The organism is Microbispora sp. CSR-4 (assembly GCF_008033685.1).
Taxonomy (GTDB): Bacteria; Actinomycetota; Actinomycetes; order Streptosporangiales; family Streptosporangiaceae; genus Microbispora.
Map to the genome: position 1 here is coordinate 1 of NZ_VJVX01000089.1, position 17,115 is coordinate 17,115.

A 17,115-nucleotide genomic window follows, 5' to 3' on the forward strand; every position below is an offset into this window, starting at 1 on the left:
CCGTCGGCGGTGCTGTTGCCGGGGACGGTCAGGCACAGGCCGCTGGCGCCGTTCACGATCCGGTAGGCGCCCGCGCTGGGTCCCGCACTGGGTCCCGCACTGGGCGCCGCGTTGGACACGCCGACGAAGACGCCGCCCACCAGGGCGGCGACCCCGACAACGGTGCCGATCACCCCGACTCCGGTTCTCGTTGTGGTTCTCAAAGCCGAGCTCCTTGCATGTCGTGCAGGACCCCTGACCGAGGGGGGCTACTCCTGGTCCCGCGAAGGGCCGTTCATGAATGCGAACAGCATTCATGAGGAGGAACAACACGCATCAAATTACGGACCTGTTAAGCACCGGTCAATGGATCCGCCCGCCCGCGTTCCGGCCCGCCGGGGTCGCGCGTACCGGCTGGGCAGGTGGAGGCGGACGGACGGCCTTTGAGATCATCGTGAAACGTTCACGCCGCGACACGGGGAGAGATGCCGGATGACCGAGGAATCGACGACGCCGTTCAGCGAGTGGTTGCGGTCGGGGAGCGAGCCGGACTGGACGGCGGTGGTCACGCACCCCTTCGCGGAGGCGATCGGGAGCGGCACCGCCGACATGCGCCGCTATCTGGAGCAGGACTTCCAGTTCGTGGACGCCTTCACGGCGCTGCTCGGTGCCGCCGTCGCCGCCGCCGACGCCTTCGAGGCACGGGTGGCCGTGGGCCGCTTCCTCGGGCTGACCGTCGCCGACACCGAGCGGGGCTACTTCCACCGCGCGCTCGCCGAGGTCGGCGGTGAGACGGCACCGGCCACGCTGGAGCCGGTGACGGTCGAGTTCCGGGATCTGATGGACGAGGTGCGCCGCGGCCAGGACTATCCGCTGATCCTGGCGGTGCTGTGCGTGGCCGAATGGACCTATCTCGGCTGGGCCTCCCGGATCACGAAACTCCCGGAGGGCTTCGTCCACCGGGAGTGGATCGAGCTGCACAGCGGGCCGGAGTTCGAGGCGTGGGTGGGCTTCCTGCGTGGCGAGCTCGACCGGCTCGGCCCCGGGCTCGACGCGGACGGCCGGGCCCGGGTGCTCAGGGTCTTCCGGCGGGCGACCGCGCTGGAGCGCCGCTTCTTCGACATGGCGCTGGGCTAACCGCGCAGGGCGAGGGCGGCGAGGCGGCGCAGGGACAGGCGCAGGAAGACCGCGCTCACCGGCCCGGCGATCCGCCAGCCGATCCGCCCGGCCAGGCCGAGGGGCAGGTGGAGGTTCTCCTCCCAGATGATCCTGCTCCCGCCGTCCGGGCGGGGCAGCACGTGGAACCGCCCGATCCCGCGTATGACACGGCCGGTGTGGCGGACCTCCACCTCGTGTGGGGGCCGCCAGCCGGTGACGTCCATCGTGTCCACGAACGACAGCGGGCCGACACCGGTGGACGCCGCGAGCCTGCTGCCCCTGCTGCGCCCGTCACCGGCCACCACCCACGCCCGGGTCAGCACCATCCACTCGTGATGCCTGGGCCAGTCGGTCAGCACGGCGAACACCCGATCCGGGCTCGCCTGCGCGTCCACCGCCACCGAGAGGGTCTCCACCCCAAGGGTCCTACCCCAGGAAGCGGATGTCGCGCGCGGGGGCGTCGCCGGCCGCGAACTCCAGCAGGCGCTCGCCCCCCCGTTCTCGTCCCGGTAGGCGACCAGATCAAGACCCTTCACGACGGAGCGCAGCCCGGTCAGCCCCGACCAGACCTGCATGTCCTTTACCGACGCCGGACCGAAGGCGCGCAGATAACGCAGCACCATGTCGCCGGCGGCCGAGCCGTCGCCGAGCGGGCGGCCCAGCCACGACTCGGCGGGGACGTGCCAGGCCTGGCCCGAGGCGCCCCACACGCCACGCGGCGGCACCTGCACCAGCGGCACTGCCGCGCGTACGGCCTGGGCCAGCGCGTCGTGGCCCGGCCACCGCTCGCCGAGCAGCTCGTCGAGCTCCGCGAAGCTCAGCGGCCGCTCCTCCATGAGGGCGCGGGCGGCGCTCGCCACCTCGCCGAGATCCACCCCGCCGAGGCGCCTGCCGTACGACGTGCGCAGCAGCCGGTCGAGGAGCGGCTGCACGACCGGGCGCAGGGCGAGGCAGTCGTCGGCGCTGACCAGGTGGATGGTGCCGCGCATCAGCACGATCCGTACGGCACTGCGGTCGGTGAGCAGCCCGGCCAGGTCCTCGTGCCGGAAGCCCCGCAGGCGGGTCCAGAGGCCGACGTAAGGTGAGAGAGGAGTCTGCGACTGCATGCCGACCAGGTGCTCGATCGCGGCAAGAGCTTTGACGTCGTGGCGACGCAGCAGCATCTGGCGGTCGAGCAGCGCGCGGTTGAGCAGTGTGCGGTCGAGCAGTGTGCGGTCGAGCACGCGTCGGGTCAGCACACCGCAAATCTAACGACCGGCACCGACAGAACCGGGGGAGTGCCGATGATCAGAATTGACGTCCCGCACTGGGCCGCCCGGCTGCGAGCGCTGCGCCGCGGCCGCCTGTGGAGGCGCCGGGACCTGGAAGAACGGTTGAACGAGGCCGCGGAGGAGACCCAGGAGACCGAGCCCCCGCCCGCGGAGGCGGTGCGCGCATGGGAGACGGGGGAGCGGCGGCCGGATCCCGGCCATGTCGAGCTGCTGTCCCGCGTCTTCGGCATGGACGAGGCGGACCTGTTCGTCGGTCCGTCGTCGGGCACCGTGCTGTGGCACCACCTGACCGGCATTCCGCTGATGCCGGGCCTGTTCTCCGAAGAGGAGGAGGAGCGGGTCGGCCGGGCCGTCGAGCGTCCCTGGCGCGCCGACGCCGCCACGGCCGGCTACTTCGAGCGGATGCTCGACGCCTGCGCCGCGCCGTACGCGCGGCCCGCCGATCTCGTGGCGGCGCTGCGGCCCGTCTTCGCGGGCATCGAGGCGTTCCGCCGCGACGCCGGGTCGTCCGTGCGGGGTGCGCTGGTCGCGCTCGCCGCCCGCGACGCCGAGCTGATCAGCGGGATGGGGCACGAGGCGGGCGACGCGCCGGGGGCGCGGGCCTGGTCCGACCGGGCGATCCGGGAGGCACACGAGACCGGCGATCCTCTCACCGAGGCCTTCGCGCTGGTCCAGCGGGCCGGGCTGGTCGACGCCGCCGAGCCGGGCGAGATGGTCGCGGCGGCCGTGGCCGCCCGCGAGCGTGCTGGGGTCCCGGCCGAGGTCGGCACGCTGTCCCGGCGGCACGAGGCCCAGGCGCACGCGCTGGCGGGCGAGATAGAGCCGTGCCACCGCTGCCTTGAGGAATGCGAGGCGGGGGCGGAGCTGTGCGCGGGCTGCCTGGTCGACCTCGGGCGGCCGGGAGGCGCGATCGAGATCCTTGAGAGCGAGCCGCCCCTGTCCGTGCCTGCCTATCTGGCCGCGTACGGGCTGGCCCGCAGGGCGCACGCGTACGCCGAGGCGCACGAGCGGGACCAGGCGGCCGACCTCGCCCGGCAGGCGCTCGCGCTGGCCCGTCGTACGGGTGCCGCCCGGGCCCTGCGTGAGCTGGGCCGCGTGCACCTGCCGCCGCCCGTGGAGGCGGGCAGGCGCGTACTCGTGTGACGACACGGCACTGTTAAGTTGTGGGCGTTTCGCCTGATTCTTCCTGAAAGGGACGCCCATGACGGCCGGATCCTCGTTGCCGCCCTCCCTGCTCCGGGCGCTGGCCCGGCCGGTCCCGCCGGGGAGCCTGGCCGACGTCGAGCACGTCGTCTTCGTCATGCTGGAGAACCGCTCGTTCGACCACTACTTCGGGCGGATGCGCGGGGTGCGGGGATTCGGCGACCGCAACGCGGTGTCGACCCGAGCGTGGCGGCCGATCTTCGAACAGGACGGCGTGCTGCCCTTCTCCGTACGGGAGGCGGCCGAGCGGGCCGGTGCCGACCCGATGCTGCTCGACACCCACGACCACACCTGGCTCGGCACCCAGAACGCCTGGGCCCTCGGCTGGAACGACGGCTGGGTCGCGAGCAAGGGGCCCGGCTCGATGGCCTACTACGACCGGCGCGACCTGCCCTTCCACTACGAGCTGGCCGACACGTTCACGATCTGCGACGCCTACCACTGCTCGCTGCTGAGTTCGACGACGCCCAACCGCAACTACCACATGACCGGTCACACGGGCTACGAGCCGGGCACCCGGCAGCGCGCGCTGGACAACGTCGCGTCCGAGGGGGCGGAGGGGCACCCGGGCTACGACTGGGTCACCGTGCCCGAGCTGCTGACGCGGGCCGGCCACACCTGGCAGGTCTACCAGGAGTGGGACAACTACGAGTGCAACAACCTGGAGTTCTTCCGGCCGTACGTGGCCGTGATGGACCGGCTCGGGCTGGGCAGCATGCGCGCGTTCTACGAGAAGGTGCGGGCGGCGGAGGACCCGGCGCCGTTGCTCGCGGAGCTGGAGGCGCGGGTGGCCGCCCTGGAGCCGGCCGACCGCGACCTCTACGACCGGGCGCTGCGCCGTGCCCCCACGGGCGGCCTCGGGGAGTGGTTCGCCGCCGACGTCGCCGCCGGCCGCCTGCCCGAGGTGTCGTACGTCGTGCCCTCGCTGGCCGACTGCGAGCACCCGGAGGGATCGTCCGCAGTGGAGGGCGGGCGGATCCTCTACCGGCTGCTCGACGCGCTGGGGTCCCACCCTGAGGTCTGGGCGCGCACCGCGCTGTTCGTCACGTACGACGAGAACGACGGCTTCTTCGACCACGTGCCGCCGCCGGTCCCGCCCGGCGGCACCCCCGGGGAGTTCGTCGGCGGGCGGCCGCTCGGCCTCGGCGTCCGCGTGCCCATGATCGTCGTGTCGCCGTGGAGCGTGGGCGGCCACGTCTGCTCGGAGACGTTCGACCACACCTCGACCGTACGGTTCCTGGAGCGCCGGTTCGGGATCACCGCGCCGATCGGCGAATGGCGGCGCCGGGTGGCGGGCGACCTCACCTCCGCCTTCGACTTCGGCACGCCCATGACCCCGCCTCCCGTTTCGCCGCCGGTGGAGACCGCGGCCGCCCCGCGCTCGGTGCCGGCCGGGAACCGGTGGTATCCCCAGGTGCCCGATGAGCAGCGGATGCCGGTGCAGGAGCCGGGGGTCAAGCCCGCCCGCGCGCTGCCATACCAGCCGGACGCGGAGGCGGTCGTGCGCGGACGGGCGGTGGAGATCGCGATGCGCAACTCCGGCACCGCCTCCGCCCACTTCATCCTGTACGGCTACCTCGGCGAGGTGGCCACGCCGCTGCACTTCGACGTGCTCGGCACGGCGGAGGAGGTGGTCTACTTCCCCTGCCCGACCTACGACCTGGTGCTCGTCGGGCCGAACGGGTTCCGCCGGGAGTTCCGGGGCGGGACGGCCGACCCGGTGGAGGTCACCAGTGCGATCGACGCCGCGGCCCGCGCCGTCGTGATCGACGTGGCGAACCCTGGACCCCTCCCCGCCGAGGTGTCGGTCACCCCGCTGGCCTACGGAGGCGAGGCGCGTACGGTACGGGTCGAGCCGGGAGCCACCGCCCGCGTCGAGTGGCACGCCCCCACCGGGTGGTACGACCTGGTGATCGGCGTGGCCGGGCACAGTGGGCATGACGGGTTCGCCCGGCGGCTGATGGGACACATCGAGAACGGCCGCCCGAGCGTCACGGGGTGACGCCCGGGCCGGGTACGCGGGTCAGGAGCGGACGAGCGGCGTGTCCACGAGGTGCTCGGCGAGGAACCACGCCTGCAGCTCACCCGTACGGATGACCTCGGAGACGAGCAGGTCGTTGGTGCCGTCGTCGCCCATCTCGGCGGCACGGGAGGCGGCGTCGTGTGCGGCGACCAGGATCGTCTCGTGCGCCTCCAGGAGCCGGGAGAGCATGGCGGGCACCTCCTCCACGCCGTCCGGCGGGCGCGGGATCACGGTCATCTCCGCCACCTGGCGGGGATCGCCGACCGCGACGCCGCCGAGGGTCTGGATGCGTTCGGCGACGGCGTCGATGATCGGGAGCTGTTCGCTCGCGTGCTTGTCGAGGAGCAGGTGGAGCTGGTAGAAGGTCGGGCCCCGCATGAGCCAGTGGTGCTTCTTGTAGAGGCTGTAGAGGATCTGCGTGTCGGCCAGGATCTGGTTGAGCCGCTGGCAGGAGTATTCGCGGGTCTCCCTCGACATCCCGACCGGGAAGTCGCGCACGGTGCCGAACGCCTGTATCTCGGTGCCCCTCTGGTGAAGCCAGGGCTGGCTGCTCTCACGCATTCTGGAGGAAGGGTTGACGCTCAAGATGTCTCTCCTCGCTCAGTAGGTTTGTCCCCAATAGGGAGTCTTTCGCCGGGCATGACCTTTAAACGCCTGCTTAGGGCATATATCCCAAGGTGAACCATGTCACACCGGTTATCCGAGTGGCGCTCGCGTTGGTGCTGCTCGCGGTGACCGGCTGCGGCGGCGGCGAGGGGAAGACGCTCACCGTGTTCGCCGACACCTCGCTCACCGGGACGTTCGGCCCGCTCGGCAGGACGTTCGAGGCCACCCATCCCGGCGTCGCCGTACGGTTCGACTTCGGCGGCAGCGACGCGCTGGCGCGGCGGATCGCGGGGGGAGCGCGCGCCGACCTGTTCGCCGCGGCAGGAGAGGCGGCCATGCGCGCGTCGAGGGCGCCGAACGCGCGGGTCTTCGCGCGCGACAGCCTCCAGATCGCCGTGCCGAAGGGGAACCCCGCCCACGTCGCGAACCTGAAGGACCTGGCCGCCCCCGGCGTCACGGTGGCCCTGTGCGCCGAGACGGCGCCGTGCGGGACGGGCGCGGGCATCGCGCTCGCCGACGCGGGCGTGACCGTCACGCCGGCGAGCCGGGAGCGGGACGCCGCGGCGGCGCTCGACAAGGTCAGGCTCGGGAAGGCGGACGCCGCGCTGGTCTACCGTACGGACGTCAGGGCGGCGGGGGGAGCGGTGGAGGGCGTGGACGTCCCCGAGGCGGCGAAGGCGGCCCTCGACTACCTGGTCGCGACCGTCCCCGGCACCGAGAACATCGCCCTGACCAGGGAGTTCGTCGACCTCCTCCTGTCCAATGAGGGCCGCAGGGTGCTCGCGGGCGCCGGCTTCACCCCTGTGACAGGGTGACCTGCGGGCTCTCAGCGAGCCGCGCCGCCGTACGCTCGGCCGTGGCCCTGGCCCAGCGGCCGGTCGTCAGGAGGGCGACCGCCAGCACGATCAGGCCGTACAGGGCGTTGACCCGATGGGCCGCGGCGCTGGAGGCCATCGATCCCGCGATGGCCACGCCGAGAGACTGGCCGACCTGCCTGCTGGTCGAGGCGACCGCGGCGGCCACCCCCGCCTGCGCGATCGGCATCCCGGAGACCGCGGTGTTGGTGATCGGAGGGTTGAGCAGGCCGAACCCGACACCGAAGATCACGTAGATGCCGAGCAGCAGCGGAAGCGGCGTGGTGAGCGTCAACTGCGACAGCAGCCACCCGGCCACGGCGAGGCACACGCCCGCGACGACGGACGGCAGGCGCGGGCCGCGGGTGCCGACGAGCCGGCCCGACAGCGGCCCCACGACCGTCGTGATCCCCGCGACCGGCAGCGTGCACAGCCCCGCGGCGAGGGCGGAAAGACCGCGATGGCTCTGCAGATATAGCGTGTTGAGGAACAGGAAGGCGCCCAGGGAGGCGAAGCCCGACACCGCCATGACGGCCGCGCCCGAGAACGGCGCGCTGCGGAAGAACCGCATGTCGATGAGGGGTTCGGGCCTGCGCAGCTCCCAGACGATCAGCGCGGCCAGGGCCGCCGCCGCGAGGATGAAGCCGACGGCGCTCACGGCGGGGCCCGCGGCCCGGCCCTCGATGATCCCGTACGTGAGCGTGCCGAGCAGGACGATGACCAGCAGCTGCCCGATCGGGTCGAGCCTGCGCGCCGACGGCGCCTTCGACTCCGGGACGAAGCGCCAGGTCAGGAACAGGGCGAGCAGGCCGATCGGCACGTTGATCCAGAAGATGGCCCGCCAGTTCACCGTGTCGGTGAGCAGGCCGCCGACGACCGGGCCGAGTGCCATGCTGACGCCGACCACGCCGCCCCACACGCCGATCGCCTGGGCCCGCTCCCTGCGGTCGGTGAACGTGTTCGTGATGATCGACATGGCCACCGGGTTGAGCATCGACCCGCCGACGGCCTGGACGATCCGGGCGGCCACCAGCCAGCCCAGGCTCGGAGCGAGGCTGCACAGCAACGACCCCGCCGTGAAGACCACCAGGCCGGTCTGGAACGTGCGGCGGCGCCCTATCCGGTCGGCCGTCGAGCCGGCCAGCATCAGCAGGCTCGCGAGCGTCAGCGTGTAGGCGTCCACCGTCCACTGGAGGCCGGAGATCGGGGCGTGCAGGTCGTGCCCGAGCGACGGCAGTGCGACGTTGACGATCGTGTTGTCGAGAGACACGATCAGCAGGCTCATGCAGCAGATGAGCAGGACGAGTCTCCGCCGCCGGCGGGTCATTTGCGACACCACATCACACAACCGTACAGATCTGGTCAGGTGGTGCTTGCGGCAGGGCAAACCGAATGAAATTCTGGCTCGCATGCGTGCGACGGCTAACGGCATCGAGATCTGCTACGAGGTGTTCGGCGAGCCCGGGGGACGTCCGGTCGTCCTCATCATGGGGCTCGGAGCACAGATGATCAGCTGGCCCGAGGAGTTCATCGGCCTGCTCGTGGAGTCGGGTCACCGCGTCGTCCGGTTCGACAACCGGGACGTGGGCCTGTCCACCCACTTCACCCCGGCGGACGGCGACGCGCCCGCCCCCTCCTACCTCCTGGACGACATGGCCGACGACACGGCCGGCCTGATGGACGTGCTGGGCTGGGAGAGCGCCCACGTGGTGGGCGCGTCGATGGGCGGCATGATCGCCCAGGCCCTCGCCATCCGCCACCCCGCCCGGGTCCGTACGCTGACCTCGATCATGTCCACCCCCGGGCCCCGCGTGGGGCGGGCGACCGAGGAGGCCATGGCTGCGCTGACGGCGCCCGCCCCGCAGGACCGCGACGGGGCGATCGCCCGCGCCCTGGAGAACGCGCGGGTCATCGGCTCTCCCGGCTACGAGATGGACGTCGAGCGGATCACCCGCCTGGCCGGGGAGGCCTACGACCGGGCGTTCGACCCCGCGGGCACCGCCCGGCAGTTCATCGCGATCCGGAGGTCGGCCGACCGTACGGAGGGGCTGCGCGGGCTCTCGGTGCCCGCGCTGGTGATCCACGGCGAGGACGACCCGCTGGTCACCCTCGAAGGCGGGACCGCGACCGCGGACGCCATCCCCGGCGCGAAGCTGCTGACCTTCCCCGGAATGGGCCACGACCTGCCCCGCCCGCTCTGGCCGGTCATCGCGGAGGCGATCACCGAGTTGACCGGGAGGGTGTGACCCGGCCGGGTGGTCATCCGCGTCCGGCGAGGGCGGCGATCCTGTTCGCCGCCCTGAGCCCCTCGATCCGGAGCTGGCGGAGATCGGCTCCCTGACACGTGCGGACGGCGAGGACGAGCGTGGGGCCCGCGGCGTAACACGCGGTGTGTCCCTGGGTGCCGGAGATCAGCGTCTCCTTCAGCAGCCCGATCCTGGCGAGGTCGGTCATCTTCCGGCTCAGCGACAGCAGCGCCGACGTGAGCGCCGCGGTCTGCTCGGTGTCGGCGGTCAGGTCCGTCGTCACGAGCATGCCGTCGATCGTGCAGGTGAGCGCTCCCGTGATCTCGGGCGCGCGTTCGCGCAAAGCGACGAGCTCCTCGTGTATGCCGTGATGTACGTCGTGGCGCAGATCCACCGGGACACCCTTTCCCCGCACAGCCGGTGCAGCGCGGCCAACACTAGAGGAGCAGGTGGACGGGCATCCCGGGCCGAAAACGGCTCGGATAAATGGATTAGTCCGGAAGAATAAGAATTCTTCCTCTTGGAATGGTAATTCCGATTTTCGTGAGCTTTCCTCATGTCGTCGGGGCCGGCACGTGCACCGCCGTACGGTGGCGAGAATGGGAGGCGTGGAACGGATTCTCGTCAGCGCCTGCCTGCTCGGCAGCCGGGTGCGCTACGACGGCGGGGCCAAGACCAGCGACGACGAGCTGCTCGCCCGCTGGCGCGCCGAGGGACGTCTGGTGCGGTTCTGCCCCGAGGTCGAGGGCGGGCTGCCCGTTCCCCGGCCGCCCGCCGAGATCGAGGGCGGCGCGGGCGGCGCGGCCGTCCTGGCGGGCGAGGCCCGGATCCTGACACCGGAGGGCGACGACGTCACCGCCGCGTTCGTCTCCGGGGCGCGGCAGGCCCTCGCCGTCGCCCAGTCCCGCGGCGTACGGGTCGCGATCCTCAAGGAGGGCAGCCCGTCGTGCGGGTCCCTGCGGATCTACGACGGGAGCCACCGGGGGAGGACCACTCCCGGGCAGGGCGTGACGACCGCGCTGCTCGAGCTGAACGGCATCCGCGTCTTCGGCGAGGACCGGATCCCCGAGGCCGCTCAGTATCTTGCGAGCCTTGTCAGGGAGACAGGGGATCCGACGTGACGATCACGGCCTTCTCGTCGGGCTTGTGCACCAGGACGTTGTCCACGTAGGACCGCACCGCCGCCTCCAGGCCGACGTCCCTGCCCGCGGCCTCCGACATGTACCAGCGGTGGTCGAGCACCTCGTGGAAGAGCTGGGCGGGCTCCAGCTTGCGCCGCAGGTCGGCCGGGATCGCGTTCACCACCGGCTGGAACACCTCGGCCAGCCATCGGTGGGCCACGATCGCCTCGTCCTCGTGCCGCAGGCCGGTGGACACCCGGAACGAGTCGAGGTCGTTGAGCAGCCGCCTGGCCTGGTTCTCCTCAACGTCGAGGCCGGTCAGGCGCAGCAGGCGGCGCTGGTGGTGCCCGGCGTCGACGACCTTCGGCCGGACGATCAGGCGGGACGTGCCGGCCTTGCGGCGCACCATCATCTCCGCGACGTCGAAGCCGAGCGAGTTGAGGCGGCGCACCCGCTGGTCCACGCGGTGCCAGTCGACCTCCTCGATGATCTCGTCCTCGGTCAGCTCGTCCCACAGCCGCTGGTAGCGCTCGACGAGCTGCTCGGCGAAGGCCAGCGGGTCGATGGTCGGGTGGAGCAGCCCGCCCGCCTCCAGGTCGAGCATCTCGCCATAGATGTTGACGTGCGCCACGTCGATGTCGTGCGACCGCTGGCCCTCGCTGATCGCCGGATGGAGCTCCCCGGTCTCGGCGTCCACCAGGTAGGCCGCGAACGCCCCGGCGTCCCGCCGGAACAGCGTGTTCGACAGCGAGCAGTCGCCCCAGTAGAAGCCGCTCAGGTGCAGCCGTACGAGCAGGACCGCGAGCGCGTCGAGCAGGCGGATCAGCGTGTCGGGCCGCACCGACCCCGACAGCACCGCGCGGTAGGGCAGCGAGAACTGCAGGTGCCGCGTGATCAGGGCCGAGTCCAGCTCGGTGCCGTCCGGGGTGGTCCTGCCGGTGACGACGGCGACCGGCTCGACGGCGGGGGCGTCCTGCCGCGCCAGGTCCCACAGGAGCTGGTACTCCCGCTTGGCATACCTGGTGCTGATCTCCTTGATCGCGTACACCCGGCCGCTGAGCCGGGCGAAGCGCACCACGTGACGCGAGATGCCGCGCGGCAGCGTCACCAGGTGGTGGACGGGCCACTCTTCGAGGGGGACGTCCCACGGCAGCCGGATCAGGTCGGGGTCGCTCGGGGCGCCGGTGATCTGCAGGGGCACCAATCGCTCCTTATCTGGGGGCTTCTACCCAAGTGTCGCGGATAGAGTCGAGCGCTATGACGCTGGTGGACGAGTTCATTGACTGGTACCTGGCCGAAAACCCGGTCAGGGCATCCCTCCTCGGAGCCGACGGATACGACCGTACGCTGGGCGACCTCAGCGCGAGCGGCTTCGCGGCGAGGGAGCGGGCGGCCGAGGAGTGGCTGCGCAAGTTGTCGGAGGCGACGCCCGAGAGCCCCGAGGACGAGATCGACAGGGACCTGGTCGTCGCGCACCTGCGCGGGCAGATCGCGCAGGCCCGCTGGCCGGAGTGGCGGCGCGAACCGGCCGCCTACCTCGGGGTGATCTTCGCGTCGATGTTCACGCCGTTCCAGCAGCGCCTCAAGCCGGAGGCCGAGCTGGTCGACGCCGCCGTTGCGCGGCTGGCCGAGGTGCCCGCCGTGCTCGCCGCCTGCCAGGCCAACCTGGACCCCGGCCTCGCCGCCGGCCTGCTCGTCAAGCGCGGCCTCGACCAGGCCCGTACGGGACGCCGCTTCCTGACCGAGACGCTGCCCGCACTGGTCGGCGACCCGGACCTGCGGGCGCGGCTGGCGAGCGCCGCCGAGCCCGCCGCCGACGCGTTCGACGGGCTGGTCCGGTTCCTGGAGGGCTTCGAGGCCAGGGGCACCTGGCGGATGGGCGAGGAGCTCTACTCCGCGCTGCTGCGCGAGCAGGAGATGCTCGGCTATGGCGCCGCCGAGCTGCACGAGAAGGGCCGCCAGGCCTGGGCCGAGCTGGACGGGCAGATGACCGAGGTCGCCGCCCGCCTCGGCTCCGGGAGCTGGCGGGAGGCGATGGAGTCGCTCATGGACGACCACCCGCCGACCCTGGAGGCCATGCGCGCCGAATACGAGGCCGAGACGCAGCGGGCGCGCGAGTTCGTCCGCGAGCGCGGCCTGGTGACCTTCCCCGAGGGGGAGGTGTGCCGGGTCGAGCCGTCTCCGGAGTTCCAGCGGCCCATCATCGCCGTGGCCAGCTACCTCGCCCCGCCGCCGCTGTCGTCCTCGCGCGACGGCGTGTTCTTCGTGCCGTACACGCCGGACGGCTTCACCGAGGAGCAGGTGCGGCAGCGGCTGCGGACCAACTCCCGCCCCCAGATGCCCTCGATCAGCGTGCACGAGGCCTACCCCGGCCACCACTGGCACCTGTCCTGGATGGCCGGCAACCCGCACCGCGCCCGCAAGATCTTCCGTACGCCCTACTTCGTGGAGGGCTGGGGGCTCTACGTCGAGAAGCTCATGCACGAGCAGGGCTACTTCGACACGCCCCAGACCGAGCTCGCCCACCTCGACTGCCGCATCTGGCGGGCCGCCCGGATCGTGGTGGACACCGCGCTGCACTGCGACGACATGTCGATCGAGCAGGCGGAGGAGTTCCTGACCACGAAGGCGTCGCTGTCGCCGGGCACCGCCGCCGGTGAGGTCAGCCGCTACTGCGCCTGGCCCACCCAGGCGCCGTCCTACCTCACGGGCGCGCTGGAGATCGAGCGCATCCGGGCGGACTACACGGGCGACCTGCGGACCTTCCACGACACGATCGCGGGCTCCGGCGGCCTCCCGCTCGGCCTCGCCCGGAAGGTCGTCCTCGGTTAGGCGGTCTTGTCCAGCCGGTTGCGTCCAGCCGGTCGCGTCAGCCCTGCAGGGCGCGCTCGATGACGGCGGTGAGCTGGTCCTCGGTGAGCACCGTGGGCCGGCCCACCCCGAGGGCGCGGACGTAGACCTCGCACAGCCACTCCAGCAGGCGGGTCGCCTCGAACGCCTGCTCCATGCCGCCTTCATCGCCGCCGCCGATCGTCACCGCGCCGTGATTGGCCATCAGGGCGGCCTGCCTGCCCTCGATCGCCGCGATCACGTTGCGGGCCAGCTCCGGCGTGCCGTACGTCGCGTACGGGGCCACCCGTACGGCGCCGCCGAGCAGCAGGGCGTTGTAGTGGATCGGCGGCAGCTCGGTCATGGTCGAGGCGACCACGGTCGCGAAGACCGAGTGGGTGTGCACCACCGCCCGGGCCCCGGTCTCCCGATACAGCGCGAGATGCATCGGCGTCTCGGAGGAGGGCTTGCGCTCCCCCCGTACGACCCGCCCGTCGAGGTCGACCACCGGGCAGTCCTCCGGGCTCAGCCGGTCGAGCGCCACGCCCGATGGCGTGACGACCACCAGGTCACCGTCGCGGGCGCTCAGGTTGCCCGACGTACCGATCACCAGGCCGAGGGCCGCCGCCCGCCGCCCGTACTCGCACAGCTCCCGCCGCAGCGCGTCGACCTGCTCGCTCACCTGCTCGTCCGCCTGCTCGTCCACGCGGCGAATCTACACAATCGGCCGAGTTTCGTGATGTCCTGATCTCATGTACGAGGCTTCCGAATGGCGCCGGGAGGGAGACACGATCCGCAGGACCGTGGTCGCCCGAGACTTCCGTACGGCCATCGCGATCGTGAACGACATCGCCGAGCAGGCCGAGGCGCTCAACCACCATCCCGATATCGACATCCGATGGCGCACCCTCCACCTGGCGCTGACCACCCACGACGCCGGAGGCCTGACCGACCTCGACTACAAGCTCGCCGCCCGCATCGACGCCATCGTGGCCGACCACGAGTCCGGAAAGTCGTAGGTCACGGCCGGCGACGTGGGGCTCTCACACGCGAAACGGGCCGGGGAGCCGTGGCGGGTCGGCCCTGCGCCATCCTGGATTCCCGCTCGCGACGTTCTGCCGGAGTCTGCTCGGACAGGGGCTGCTCAGAGCGCGTTCAGGGCGGCGAGGAGTTGCTCCTCCTCGCGGGCGAAGTGGGCCTCCAACTCGGCCGACAGGCGGGCGAACCGGTCCTTGAGGGCGGCCGGGGCGCCGGAGCCCGCCTCGCCGACCGCCGCGCGCAGGTCCTCCCTGATCTCGGCCAGCCGCACGTGCTCTTCGCGCAGGCGGTCGAGAGCCGGGGCCAGCCCGGGGTAGGCCCGCTCCAGCAGGGGGAAGCCCCGCTCGCTCTCGTTGATGTGGTGCTCGTGGAAGGCCGTGCAGAAGGACAGGCAGCGCTCGCGCAGCGCCTCCTCCAGGCCACGACCCGGCAGGTTCACCGGGATGCCCGTGGCGGCCCCGTCCTCGGCCGCGTTCCCGGCCGCGTCCTCGACTGCGTTCCCGGCCGCGTCCTCGATCGCGGCCATCAGCGCGGCCATCTCCGCCCGCATCCCGTCGTGGATCCGTACAAGCTCGTCGCCGAGCGCCCGGGCGCGCTTGGGATCCCGCCGGTAGAGGGCGACGACAGGGATGACCCGGGAGGCTTTCTTCTGGTAGTCGGCGAAGACCGGCGCCACCTCGGCCTGCCGGGCATAGATGCGGTCGCGCTCCTCGCCCGACAGCGGTCTGGCCGTGGCGATGAACGTCTCGATCGCAGTCCCGTCGCCCACCTCGACGGTCACCGTGGGATTGGCCAGCAGGTTGTGATACCAGTCCGGGTGGCGTGGCGCGCCCGCGTTGGAGGCGAACACGAGGATCCTGTCCCCGTCACGCCGGCAGGCGACCGGGTTCGTCCGGGCGGCGCCCGTTCTGGCACCGGTGGTCGTCAGCAGGATCAGCGGTGTCCCCTCGAACGGTCCGCCGACCATGCCGGCGTTCGCCCGGAACTCTTCAATGATCTTGTCGTTCCATTCGGACATGCGACGATGGCTCCCCAGCCTCAGAAGTGTTTGCTTTGATAGCAAAGCTATTTTGGAGATCAATATATGTCAACGGATGACGGACTGAGCCTGGACGAGGGGATCCGTACCCTCCTGCTGCTGATGCCGCGTCTGGTGGGGCGTGCCAAGCGCATGCCCGTTCCAGAGTCGCTCCGGACGCTCGACCTGGCGCCGCGCCACCTGTCGCTGCTGTCCTATCTGCTGTTCGACGGCCCGCTCACGGTGAACGAGCTCGCCGCCCGCCTGGAGGTCGCCCCGGCCACCGTGAGCCTGATGGTGGGCGACCTGAGCCGCAAGGGCGTCGTGGACCGCCGTGAGGACGATGCGGACCGCCGCCGGACGATCGTGAGCATCGCCGAGGCCAACCGGGAGGCGGTCGACGCCTGGCTCGCCCGTGGCGCCAGTGCCTGGCGCAGCGCCCTTGAGCCGCTGACGAGCGAGCAGCGGCGCATGTTCGTCGAGACGCTCCGCTCGTACGAGCGAGCCGTCACCGGTGACGCCGAGTAGCCGGCCGGATTTCCGTCTCGCCTGTGACCCCAGCTCAGAGGGCTTGCGAGCTTGCTTCCTGCTCACTCAGCGTGAAAGAATCCATACATCAGTTCGAATCGAGTGAGGAGGGTGTGATGGATCTGTTCGATATCGATCCTGAGCGCCTTCGTCATTCGAACAATCCCGACGACGGCTGGTGGGACCGTCTGATCGCCAATTCGCCGCTGTGGTCGTCCGACGGCTCATCCGCCCGCGATCCCTTCCCGATCATCGACTTCGGGCTCCGGCAGCGCGCCGACGCACCCGTTGCCGAGAGCACGAACGGCCCGGTGGCGGACGCCCCAGGCGCCGAGACCACGGACGGTCAGGGCGCCGATACCGATTGCGCAGATGCCACGCGTAGGACCGCCGCCGGTGCGGCTGCCGCTGGCGCGGATATCGCGCGTTGGGCCGCCGACAGCGCGGGGTCTGACGCGGATGCCGCCCGTGAGGCTGCCGATTGCGCGGATGGCACTGGTGCGAATGCCGCTGGCGCGAACGCCGCGCCTTGGACCGCCGACAGCGCGGGATCTGACGCGGGTGCCGCCCGTGGGGACGCTGATGGTGCGGCTGCCGCCGGTGCGGATGGCGCTGACTTTGGTGCCGCGCGTGGTGCTGCCGACGGTGCAGATATCACTGGCCCGGACGCTGCTGGCGCTGCTGGTGCTGGCTTTGGTGCCGCGCGTGGTGCTGCCGACGGCGCGGCCGCTGCAGGCACAAACGGCACTGGCGCGAACGGCACTGGCGCGAATGGCACTGGCGCGGCCGGCCCGGGTGCGGGTGCTTCCGGCGGTGTGGGTGGGCGTGATCGTGGTCGGGGTCGTGTGCGGTCGTCGTGGGTGGTGGTGGGGTCGGTTCGTGAGGTGGCCCAAGAGCTGGCGCTGACGCCGCTTCCCGATGACGTGGATGTGTGCCTGGCCGAGGCGGAGGAGTTGCTGTTCGCCCGGGATCGGATCACCAGCGCCCTGGCCGACCGGGTGGGGCGGGTGCATCGGGCGGGGCAGGCCAGGCAGCACGGCCATGCCTCCACCCGGTGCTGGTTGCGCACGAGTGGGGGGATGACGGTGGGCGGTGCTGGCCGCCTGCTCACGTTGGGGGCGGAACTGCCCCGCCTCCCGGTGGTGCGGGAGAAGTTCGCCACGGGTGAGTTGGCGGCGGGGGTGGTGGAGGCCATCTGCGCCGCTGTGGCCGGGCTATCGGATGAGCAGGCCGGCCTGGCG

18 protein-coding genes and 1 pseudogene are annotated in these 17,115 nt (G+C 71.6%); 11 read left to right on the forward strand and 8 right to left on the reverse strand.

The genetic code is table 11. The features are described 5' to 3' along the window. A pseudogene (locus FLV34_RS40955) lies at positions 1–203 on the reverse strand (RICIN domain-containing protein); the annotation flags it as partial. 268 nt (positions 204–471) lie between these two features. On the opposite strand from FLV34_RS40955, the gene FLV34_RS37105 reads away from it, so the two are divergent. After that, the gene (locus FLV34_RS37105) at positions 472–1,116 is read left to right on the forward strand and encodes a TenA family protein (protein ID WP_147945356.1); all 645 of its coding nucleotides are present in this window, start codon (positions 472–474) and stop codon (positions 1,114–1,116) included. Here FLV34_RS37105 and FLV34_RS37110 read toward each other — a convergent pair. Further along, positions 1,113–2,375 carry a crosslink repair DNA glycosylase YcaQ family protein gene (locus FLV34_RS37110; RefSeq protein WP_147945357.1) on the reverse strand — a complete coding sequence of 421 codons (1,263 nt, stop codon included), beginning with the start codon at positions 2,373–2,375 and terminating at the stop codon, positions 1,113–1,115. The two genes, FLV34_RS37105 and FLV34_RS37110, sit on opposite strands and share 4 nt — an antisense overlap. A 45-nt stretch (positions 2,376–2,420) precedes the next feature. On the opposite strand from FLV34_RS37110, the gene FLV34_RS37115 reads away from it, so the two are divergent. After that, on the forward strand, positions 2,421–3,551 hold the full coding sequence (locus tag FLV34_RS37115) for a hypothetical protein (RefSeq protein ID WP_147945358.1): 1,131 nt from the start codon (positions 2,421–2,423) through the stop codon (positions 3,549–3,551). A 58-nt stretch (positions 3,552–3,609) separates the two neighbouring features. Beyond that, on the forward strand, positions 3,610–5,613 hold the full coding sequence (locus tag FLV34_RS37120; RefSeq protein ID WP_147945359.1) for a phosphocholine-specific phospholipase C: 2,004 nt from the start codon (positions 3,610–3,612) through the stop codon (positions 5,611–5,613). 21 nt (positions 5,614–5,634) lie between these two features. On the opposite strand, the gene FLV34_RS37125 is transcribed toward FLV34_RS37120, so the two are convergent. Then, entirely contained in the window at positions 5,635–6,195 is a 561-nt protein-coding gene (locus tag FLV34_RS37125; protein WP_142651105.1) for a Dps family protein, read from the reverse strand. A gap of 143 nt (positions 6,196–6,338) precedes the next feature. Between FLV34_RS37125 and modA the strand changes: the two genes are divergently transcribed. Continuing rightward, positions 6,339–7,055, forward strand: a complete 717-nt coding sequence (gene modA / locus FLV34_RS37130; RefSeq protein WP_261986044.1) for a molybdate ABC transporter substrate-binding protein — start codon at positions 6,339–6,341, stop codon at positions 7,053–7,055. Here modA and FLV34_RS37135 read toward each other — a convergent pair. Next, positions 7,036–8,421, reverse strand: coding sequence for an MFS transporter (locus FLV34_RS37135; RefSeq protein ID WP_222709766.1), 1,386 nt, complete (start codon positions 8,419–8,421; stop codon positions 7,036–7,038). The genes modA and FLV34_RS37135 overlap by 20 nt on opposite strands. 82 nt (positions 8,422–8,503) lie before the next feature. Between FLV34_RS37135 and FLV34_RS37140 the strand changes: the two genes are divergently transcribed. Continuing rightward, positions 8,504–9,340 (forward strand): alpha/beta fold hydrolase, encoded by an 837-nt coding sequence (locus tag FLV34_RS37140; protein WP_142651092.1) that lies wholly within the window; start codon positions 8,504–8,506, stop codon positions 9,338–9,340. 13 nt (positions 9,341–9,353) lie between these two features. Here the strand turns inward: FLV34_RS37140 and FLV34_RS37145 are convergent, their stop codons facing one another. Next, on the reverse strand, positions 9,354–9,734 hold the full coding sequence (locus FLV34_RS37145; RefSeq protein ID WP_260617488.1) for a roadblock/LC7 domain-containing protein: 381 nt from the start codon (positions 9,732–9,734) through the stop codon (positions 9,354–9,356). 214 nt (positions 9,735–9,948) lie between these two features. Between FLV34_RS37145 and FLV34_RS37150 the strand changes: the two genes are divergently transcribed. Beyond that, on the forward strand, positions 9,949–10,461 hold the full coding sequence (locus FLV34_RS37150; RefSeq protein ID WP_142651091.1) for a DUF523 domain-containing protein: 513 nt from the start codon (positions 9,949–9,951) through the stop codon (positions 10,459–10,461). On the opposite strand, the gene FLV34_RS37155 is transcribed toward FLV34_RS37150, so the two are convergent. Further along, positions 10,436–11,662: a DUF4032 domain-containing protein gene (locus FLV34_RS37155; protein WP_185949076.1), complete on the reverse strand. Its 1,227-nt coding sequence runs from the start codon at positions 11,660–11,662 to the stop codon at positions 10,436–10,438. The genes FLV34_RS37150 and FLV34_RS37155 overlap by 26 nt on opposite strands. Positions 11,663–11,718: 56 nt before the next feature. Between FLV34_RS37155 and FLV34_RS37160 the strand changes: the two genes are divergently transcribed. After that, on the forward strand, positions 11,719–13,293 hold the full coding sequence (locus FLV34_RS37160; RefSeq protein ID WP_142651090.1) for a DUF885 domain-containing protein: 1,575 nt from the start codon (positions 11,719–11,721) through the stop codon (positions 13,291–13,293). A 37-nt stretch (positions 13,294–13,330) separates the two neighbouring features. Here FLV34_RS37160 and FLV34_RS37165 read toward each other — a convergent pair whose 3' ends face one another. After that, entirely contained in the window at positions 13,331–13,996 is a 666-nt protein-coding gene (locus FLV34_RS37165) for a class II aldolase/adducin family protein (protein ID WP_261986045.1), read from the reverse strand. A 46-nt stretch (positions 13,997–14,042) separates the two neighbouring features. On the opposite strand from FLV34_RS37165, the gene FLV34_RS37170 reads away from it, so the two are divergent. Further along, a complete protein-coding gene (locus FLV34_RS37170; RefSeq protein ID WP_142625170.1) occupies positions 14,043–14,309 on the forward strand; it encodes a 4a-hydroxytetrahydrobiopterin dehydratase in 267 nt (88 codons plus the stop codon). A gap of 125 nt (positions 14,310–14,434) precedes the next feature. Here FLV34_RS37170 and FLV34_RS37175 read toward each other — a convergent pair whose 3' ends face one another. Then, positions 14,435–15,346: a nitroreductase/quinone reductase family protein gene (locus tag FLV34_RS37175; RefSeq protein ID WP_147945361.1), complete on the reverse strand. Its 912-nt coding sequence runs from the start codon at positions 15,344–15,346 to the stop codon at positions 14,435–14,437. A 66-nt stretch (positions 15,347–15,412) separates the two neighbouring features. On the opposite strand from FLV34_RS37175, the gene FLV34_RS37180 reads away from it, so the two are divergent. From FLV34_RS37180 to FLV34_RS37190, 3 genes are all read left to right on the forward strand, one after another. Beyond that, positions 15,413–15,874, forward strand: coding sequence for a MarR family winged helix-turn-helix transcriptional regulator (locus FLV34_RS37180; protein ID WP_142651088.1), 462 nt, complete (start codon positions 15,413–15,415; stop codon positions 15,872–15,874). 570 nt (positions 15,875–16,444) lie between these two features. Further along, positions 16,445–16,780 (forward strand): hypothetical protein, encoded by a 336-nt coding sequence (locus FLV34_RS37185; protein WP_147945362.1) that lies wholly within the window; start codon positions 16,445–16,447, stop codon positions 16,778–16,780. Beyond that, a partial coding sequence (locus tag FLV34_RS37190) for a DUF222 domain-containing protein (protein ID WP_147945363.1) occupies positions 16,759–17,115 on the forward strand: 357 nt, incomplete at its 3' end. The genes FLV34_RS37185 and FLV34_RS37190, both read left to right, overlap by 22 nt.